Source organism: Limosilactobacillus fastidiosus, assembly GCF_014145505.1.
Lineage (GTDB): Bacteria > Bacillota > Bacilli > Lactobacillales > Lactobacillaceae > Limosilactobacillus > Limosilactobacillus fastidiosus.
The window spans coordinates 21,542-28,379 of the sequence record NZ_JACIUZ010000015.1 but is presented as its reverse complement, the minus strand read 5'-3'; the positions used below and the strand labels follow the sequence as shown (position 1 = coordinate 28,379).

Below are 6,838 nucleotides of genomic sequence, written 5' to 3'. Positions count from 1 at the left end.
CTACGATGTAATGAGAGCAACTCCGCCATCAACTACAATTCCTGGTGAAGACGCTGCTCAATATCACAACCTTTTCTCACAAACTGATGTTCAAAAGCACTACAGTGAGAACAACATTCAAACTGATAACAAGCTCTACATTGCTGGTGATACCGCACATGCAGATGTTTCCATTAAGTTACTGAATGCTTCTGATTATGAGGGTGGCTTGAATAAGCTTCGTTTCGATGATGATTACTCCAACTTTGCCTCTCATGCCAAGGTTAATATTGATCAATCAAAGGTTACTCATGACGGTCAAGATGTTACTAGTGACTTCAACATTACTGATAATGGCAATGGTCATGTAACAGCAACAGCTAAGGATCCTTCTAAGTTTACTGCTGGTACTTATACCTTTACGCCATACTGGACCATTAACACTGATACAGCAACTAACACAGTATTGAAGAACCAAGGATCAATTACGGTTAATACTTCAACTGGTGACGTTCCACCTGTTCAAGTGCCAGTCTATAAGCCAGATCCGTCTAAGCATTTCCAAGAAGGAAATAAGGTTGTCGATAGTAAGACTTATATCTCTGGTGATACTGCTCATGGGTATATCACATTACCTCTACCAGATCCTGACGAATTGGCTAAGCCACTATCAAACTTGTCAATTATGGATGATTTTTCTAAATCAGCAAAGTATTTAAGTTATGACTCCAGCCAAGTACTCTTGAACGGTAAGGATGATACTAAGAATTGGAACGTCAAAGTTGAGGGTACTAAGGTAATTGCTACGGCTAAGGATCCTTCTAAAGCACCAGCAGGGAACGTTGTTTTAGTAGTTAACTTGAATATCTCTAAGGACACGCCATCTGGTACTACGATCTACAATGAAGGTTCTGGAACAATTAATCATGCGACTGTACCTACTAACACGCCTCAAGTGCAAACTTATCGACCAACTGATAATAAGCACTGGGTAGAAGGTCAAGATAACCACATCGTTGATGATCACTCCTTTATTGCTGGTGATAATGTTAACGGATTAGTTACCATGACAACACCAGTTCAATCCACTTTGGCAAAACCATTGACTAATGTCCAATTAGTTGACGATTTCTCAAACTTTGCTGATAAGGCTGACTACAAGTTTGCTAATGTGACAATCAATGGTAAGACTGTAAATGATTGGAATATTCAACGAGTAGGAAACACTATCGTGGCCACAGCTGAGAATCCGGGGAATGTTCCAGCGGGTATGGTTCAATTACATGTTACCTGGACTGCCCACAAGGGCCTTGCTAATAACACAGCATTTATCAACTCAGGTTCTGGTACACTTAACAATCTCACTATTGAAACACCAAAGCGGACCATTAAGACTTATACTCAAAGTCCAGAAAAGCATTGGGTAGAAGGTCAAGATAACCATGCAGTTGACGATAAGTTAGTTATTAATGGTGATAATGTTAAGGCATTAATTACTGGTACTTTGCCTGACCAATCAACATTAACTAAGAAGCTTGAACATGTTCAATTAATGGATGACTACAGCAACTTTGCTAAAGACGTTGATGATCCTACAATTGTGATTACGGAAAATGGTCAAGATGCTCAAGACTTATACGATGTTGAGATCGAAAATGGTCATGCTACAATAACTCGGAAGGATGCTTCAAAGGCTCCTGCTGGTGTAGTTCAGATGGCACTTACTTGGAAACTTCACAAGGATGTAGCTAATGGAACTAAGCTCCAAAACAAGTCATCTGAATTGCTTAACAATAATGAAGTTAATACAAAGACCGTAACAATCACTACTTATAAGCCGGATCCAAATAAACACTGGCAAGAGGGGCAAAGGATTGTTGATGGTAAAACCTATACTGATGGTGACACAGCTCATGCAGATGTCTTCATGCCATTACCAAACCCAACCGATCTTGCAAAGCCATTAGAAAATGTTTCCTTGACTGAAGACTTTGGCAAATTTGCACAATACGTTGATTACTTGAACTCACAAGTCTTCGTTAACGGCAAGGATTTTTCCTCTGATTGGGATATTCAACGGGTTGGTAATACCATTGTGGCTACCGCTAAGAATCCAGGACAACTACCTGGTGGGGTAGTTTACCTCCACAATAGCTTTAAGATTAAGCTGTCAACACCATCCGGTACCGTTCTCTTGAATAATGGTTCAGGAACAATTAATAACACTACTGTTAAGGTTCCTGAACGCCCAATTAAAGTTTACAAGACTGATGTTACCAAACACTGGACACTAGATAATGCGGTTACTGATAACCAAATCTACATGTCTGGTACGCAAGCTACTGCTACCATGACGGTTAACACACCAACTAATCTTGCAACGCTATTAACTAAGTTCTCGATTGATGATGACTTTAGTAATTACGCTCAATATGTAACCGCAAACCAGGCTAATGTTAAGGTTATGGAAAACGACCAGGACGCTACCAGCCAATACGATATTAAGATTGACAATAACGGTCATGTGATCGCTACTCGGAAGGATGCTTCTAAGACTCCTGAGGGTAAGGTTCAATTGATTGTTACCTTTGATATTAAGAATGGTGTTAAGACAGGTACCGTCTTCATTAACAATGGTTCTGCTACCGTCAATAAAGACACTGAATCTGTACCACCAACAAAGGTTGTTGTTTGGACTCCTGATCCGACTAAGGACGTTGGTCTTAATCAACAGTCTGGCAAGATTCAAGATTCAGTTAATGGTCAAAACGTAGCTAATGGAACAACCTTAACTTACGGTCTGACGACAGACGATGTTCCAGCTAACCGAGCCCAAAAGATTACTTCTCGATCAATTGTTGATATACTTGACAGTAAAGCACAATTCCTTGGTTACAAGGTTTTCGTTAAAGGTGCTGATGGCAAGTTGGTTGATGTTACTGAACACGTCAAGCTAACTCAAGATGGTCAGAAGTTAACCTTTGATGAAGATAGTTACTTACTTGATCGGTACAACCAAGACCTTACTAAGGCGGTTGATACTCCAATTATTGACCTCTTTGTTTCAGCTCAAGGCGATGGTTCTGATATTAAGAACTCTTACGACTTGTACACTAACGGGGTTAAAACAACTTCCAACACGGTTGAGAACTGGACACCAAATGCACCTAAACCGACTAAGGAAGACCTTAACGATAAGGGTGTTAATATCGATGGCAAATACATGCTTCCTGGTGACACTAATGTCTTCAAAGTTAATGCTGATTACTCTGACTACAAAGGTGTTCAAGCTAGTGATGATTCAATCTCTAAGGGCTTCTATATCATTGATGATTATCCAGAAGATGCGCTTGACGCAGATACCAGCAAGTTTGTCACGGTTGATAGTAAGGGTCAAACAGTTAAGGGTATGTCTTACAAGGTTTACAAGTCCTTGAGCGAAGCACCAGCTGATGTTCAAGCAGCAGTCGCTAAGTCAGGTATTAAACTTAATGGTGCCTTCATTGTTGCTTCAGCTGATGATCCAGCAAGCTACTTCAAACAGTACGTTCAAACCGGTGATTCAGTAAGTATTAAGATGCCGATGGTCGTTAAGGATGCCTTCAACGGTGTGTACAAAAACGCTGCTTACCAATTTGACTTCGGCAATGGTTACGCTACTAACATTGTTTCTAACGGGGTGCCAAAGATTAATCCAACAAAGGACGTCGTTATTTCCGTTGATAATCAAAAGAGCCTTAACAACAGTAACATCAAGCTCAACCAGAACTTTGATTACAAGTTGACCGGAGCAATGTTACCAGCTAACGAAGGTAACCCAATTACTCAATATGGCTTCCAAGATGATTACGACCAGACTCATGATCAATATAACGGACAATATTCTGTTCTCCTAGATACAGATGTAACCCTAACTGATGGCACTGTTCTAAAGAAGGGTATGGATGTTACGAAGTACACTACTCAAGTAATTGATACTGAGAATGGGGCAGTTGATGTTGAATTTGATAAGGACTTCTTAGCTAAAGTTGATATTGAAAAGAGTGCCTTTGGTGCTTCTGTTTACCTCACTATGAAGCGGGTTAAGGCCGGAGATGTTACTAACGAGTACACCAACGTCATTAACGGCAAGAAGTATGTATCTAACGCCGTTAAGACCCATACTGATGAACCAAAGAAGCCAGAAACTCCTAAGACGCCAACGCCAGCTTCTAAGCCGGAGACACCAACACCACAACCTGCACAGCCCAAGGTTGAAACTCCTGCACAACCAGTTATTGCTGCAGTAACTCCTGCACCAGTTCAACCAAAGGCTGAACCACAACAGGAATTACCACAAACTGGTAATGATAGTTCCCAAGCTGCAGCTGCTGGGTTTGTTGGCTTGTTGTTAGCTCTTGGTTCATTTGGCTTGAAGCGCAAGAAGAATTTTGCTTAATCAAATCTTTCTATCGAAAGGATGTTAGCTTATGCCATTGGTTCAGTTAGACGAGTTGTCTGATCGACAATTAGAGTTCACTCAAGCTGGAATCACCAATTCTCCGGAGTGGTTAAAGCTAGAACGTCAATTATCTCTCCATGAACAACTCCAATGTTTAAGATATGTTTCAATGGAACCTAATCCATTACCTAAAGTTCAAGCTCAGCTTCAAAATAGGAATTTCTCCCCACAGATATCATTGAAACAACATTAATAAAAGGATGCTCTGCAGTTTGATTCTGTAGGGCATCTTTTTTAACCTTGTCCCCCCGGGGGGACAAACTTGAGATCAAAATTGTGTTCAATAACTATAAATTGATTGAATAGCTTTCGGAATGACGTAAAAAGCACTTCATAGCATCTAAACAGATACTATGAAGTGCTTTTTTGAGTTGAAGATAAGTCTTTTATCTAACCTTGTCTACCAGGGGGGACAAGGTTCATTTCATCAATTATTTCTTTGGGATACTAAGCCATGCATCAAACCATAAGATAAAAAACAAACCTAAAGTAATTAGGGGAGAAAAGAAAAAGATAATTAAGAATTTAACCAGCTTAATAAAAAGGAACAGTAAGGCATACACACCACCAAAGATCATTGGTAGGTGCGTATAGTTGGTTAAATAATCCCAAGCAAAGCAAGCATATGGATAAAATAATCCACAAACGCACAGTAAGATTAGTGTCCCAGTATCAAAACTAGTATCGGGATCTTGGGCTAGTTGAGTACAAGCATATATAAAAAATCCGGCAAATACATACTTGGGAAAAAGATATTGAAAACTTATTCTACCTAGCGTTCTCCTAAAAAGGCTCATCTTGGATCAACTCCTTTGATTATTCGTTCAACGTTATTATATCACAACAGGAAATAAAAATTTCCTTATTTTAATATCAATTAGTATCATTTGGCGTTTAATTATCAACTGGTATTGCTAGGTAATTTTTTATTAGTTACTTATATTAAAGAAGCACTATTGAAAAGAGTAGATTTCTGGTATACGTATATTCACAAACTTATGTACCGCAACTCTTTTTGTATAAGTGTCATTATATGGCAAAAGGTTCATTTACCACTGAAGTTACCTATATTCATTGGTAAAGGGGCCTTTTTGTACTCCTTTTAATTTTAATGAGGAGTGAACAAAAATGCCATCAACTGTTTCTGACAAAGAAATGGATGCTCTTTGTCGTCAATCGATCCAAAGTTATTTAGATTTAAAGGGAATTCCCTATACTCAGGATGCTAATTATTTACGTTTAAAAGATCATGACTCACTGGTGGTTGATACCCGAATTACTCCTAATAAACCGTATGAGACTTTCTACTGGAACAGTCAAGGTGTAGGGGGAAATTTGTTTCACTTCTTGAGATATTATGAAAACTATTCAGGCAAAGAGGCTCTTAGTTTACTTGAGAAAATGGGTCCAGAGCTTTCTAAGCATCAACATACTATTCCCAAAGTTCAGACAATTAAAAAGGTTTACCAACCTTATAAACATCGGGGAGTAAAGTACCCGAAACGTTCACTGGAGTACTTCACTAAAGTGCGTAAACTTAGCCCCAAATTGGTTAATGCAATGTATCGGACCGGCTTAGTAAGAGAATTACCGAATGGTAATGCCTTCTTTGTTTGGTATGACCGTAAGATGAAAGAAGTTGGTGGTGATGAACAGGGAACTTACATTAATCATCAGAAATTTGGTAAGCGAGGAACCAAGAAGAAAGTTGCCTGGGGATCACAAAAAGATTCAGGCTTTCATTTTTCTTGTAACTTTGGTCACGCACCTCAACGCCTATATGTCTTTGAGAGCCCAATTGACGCATTATCATTTGCACAAATGCATGGCCGTGAATATCCGGGTAAGCAACGATTCCTATCTATTAACGGGGCGGGAACAAAGGTTGAAACTCTACCTAAATTTATCGCTGATTTTGCTAATTCCGGTGTGCCGGCTGAATTACATATTTGTTTTGATACTGATAAAGCTGGTTTTAAAGGAGTTAACAAAGCTAAGGAAAGATATGATTGGATGCAATCATTAAGGATTCCAGCATTTGAAAAGATGAAGTTTGTCGTGGATCAACCGCCAACTAAATATAAGGACTGGAATGAACAACTCCAGAAAGGACTAGATAAAGAACTTAAAAGTCAGTCTTATGATAAGTACGTAGCTGAAAATAAGGATCGTTTCCCGGAAGAAAAGGAAATTAAGTTGCATTCACGCCCAGAGCAACATTCAATGCAACCCAAAAAGCCATCTGAACCTCAACCGACTTTTGGTAACTTATCTCAACCCAAGGTACAACAACGGTAAATTAAGTCGACTCATGGAGTCGACTTTTTTGCGATTTTAGGCGAAATTTGGCTTGCTTAA

The 6,838-nt window shown here is 39.2% G+C and carries 4 protein-coding genes; 3 read left to right on the top strand and 1 reads right to left on the bottom strand.

Annotated elements, in window-relative coordinates:
* Positions 1-10: 10 nt before the first annotated feature.
* Positions 11-4,417, top strand: a complete 4,407-nt coding sequence (locus tag H5R64_RS01085) for an SspB-related isopeptide-forming adhesin (protein WP_220476659.1) — start codon at positions 11-13, stop codon at positions 4,415-4,417.
* A gap of 31 nt (positions 4,418-4,448) precedes the next feature.
* Positions 4,449-4,673, top strand: coding sequence for a hypothetical protein (locus H5R64_RS01080; RefSeq protein WP_182580059.1), 225 nt, complete (start codon positions 4,449-4,451; stop codon positions 4,671-4,673).
* 238 nt (positions 4,674-4,911) lie between these two features.
* Here the strand turns inward: H5R64_RS01080 and H5R64_RS01075 are convergent, their stop codons facing one another.
* Entirely contained in the window at positions 4,912-5,277 is a 366-nt protein-coding gene (locus H5R64_RS01075; RefSeq protein WP_182580057.1) for an inorganic phosphate transporter, read from the bottom strand.
* A gap of 331 nt (positions 5,278-5,608) precedes the next feature.
* On the opposite strand from H5R64_RS01075, the gene H5R64_RS01070 reads away from it, so the two are divergent.
* Positions 5,609-6,778 carry a DUF3991 and TOPRIM domain-containing protein gene (locus H5R64_RS01070; protein WP_182580055.1) on the top strand — a complete coding sequence of 390 codons (1,170 nt, stop codon included), beginning with the start codon at positions 5,609-5,611 and terminating at the stop codon, positions 6,776-6,778.
* The last annotated feature ends 60 nt before the right edge of the window (positions 6,779-6,838 follow it).